Origin of the sequence: Shewanella sp. NKUCC06_TVS (assembly GCF_019345515.1) — a bacterium.
Classification (GTDB): Bacteria; Pseudomonadota; Gammaproteobacteria; order Enterobacterales; family Shewanellaceae; genus Shewanella; species Shewanella oncorhynchi.
On the sequence record NZ_JAHKQX010000067.1, the window covers coordinates 1 to 211 of the forward strand.

A 211-nucleotide genomic window follows, 5' to 3' on the forward strand; every position below is an offset into this window, starting at 1 on the left:
GCCTGCGACAGTGGTGCCTAATTCGGATGCAGCGCGAGGATACACTGGCCGTAAATGGGAGGTGAGTAGTTCAACACCTGTGAATCTGAGCCACGGTGCGCAAACGGGCAGCAATTACACCCAAGGACCTAGACGTAATTTGGGGACAACCCCAGATGCAGCGACTGGTCATCCCGGTGGTCCCGCGGCTGGCAATGGCAGCGGAACAACC

Annotated in this window: 1 protein-coding gene; it reads left to right on the forward strand. The window is 58.3% G+C overall.

Annotated features, from left to right (window positions below; genetic code table 11):
• On the forward strand, window positions 1-211 hold a 211-nt coding region (locus KO531_RS22330), incomplete at both ends, for a hypothetical protein (protein WP_219252252.1).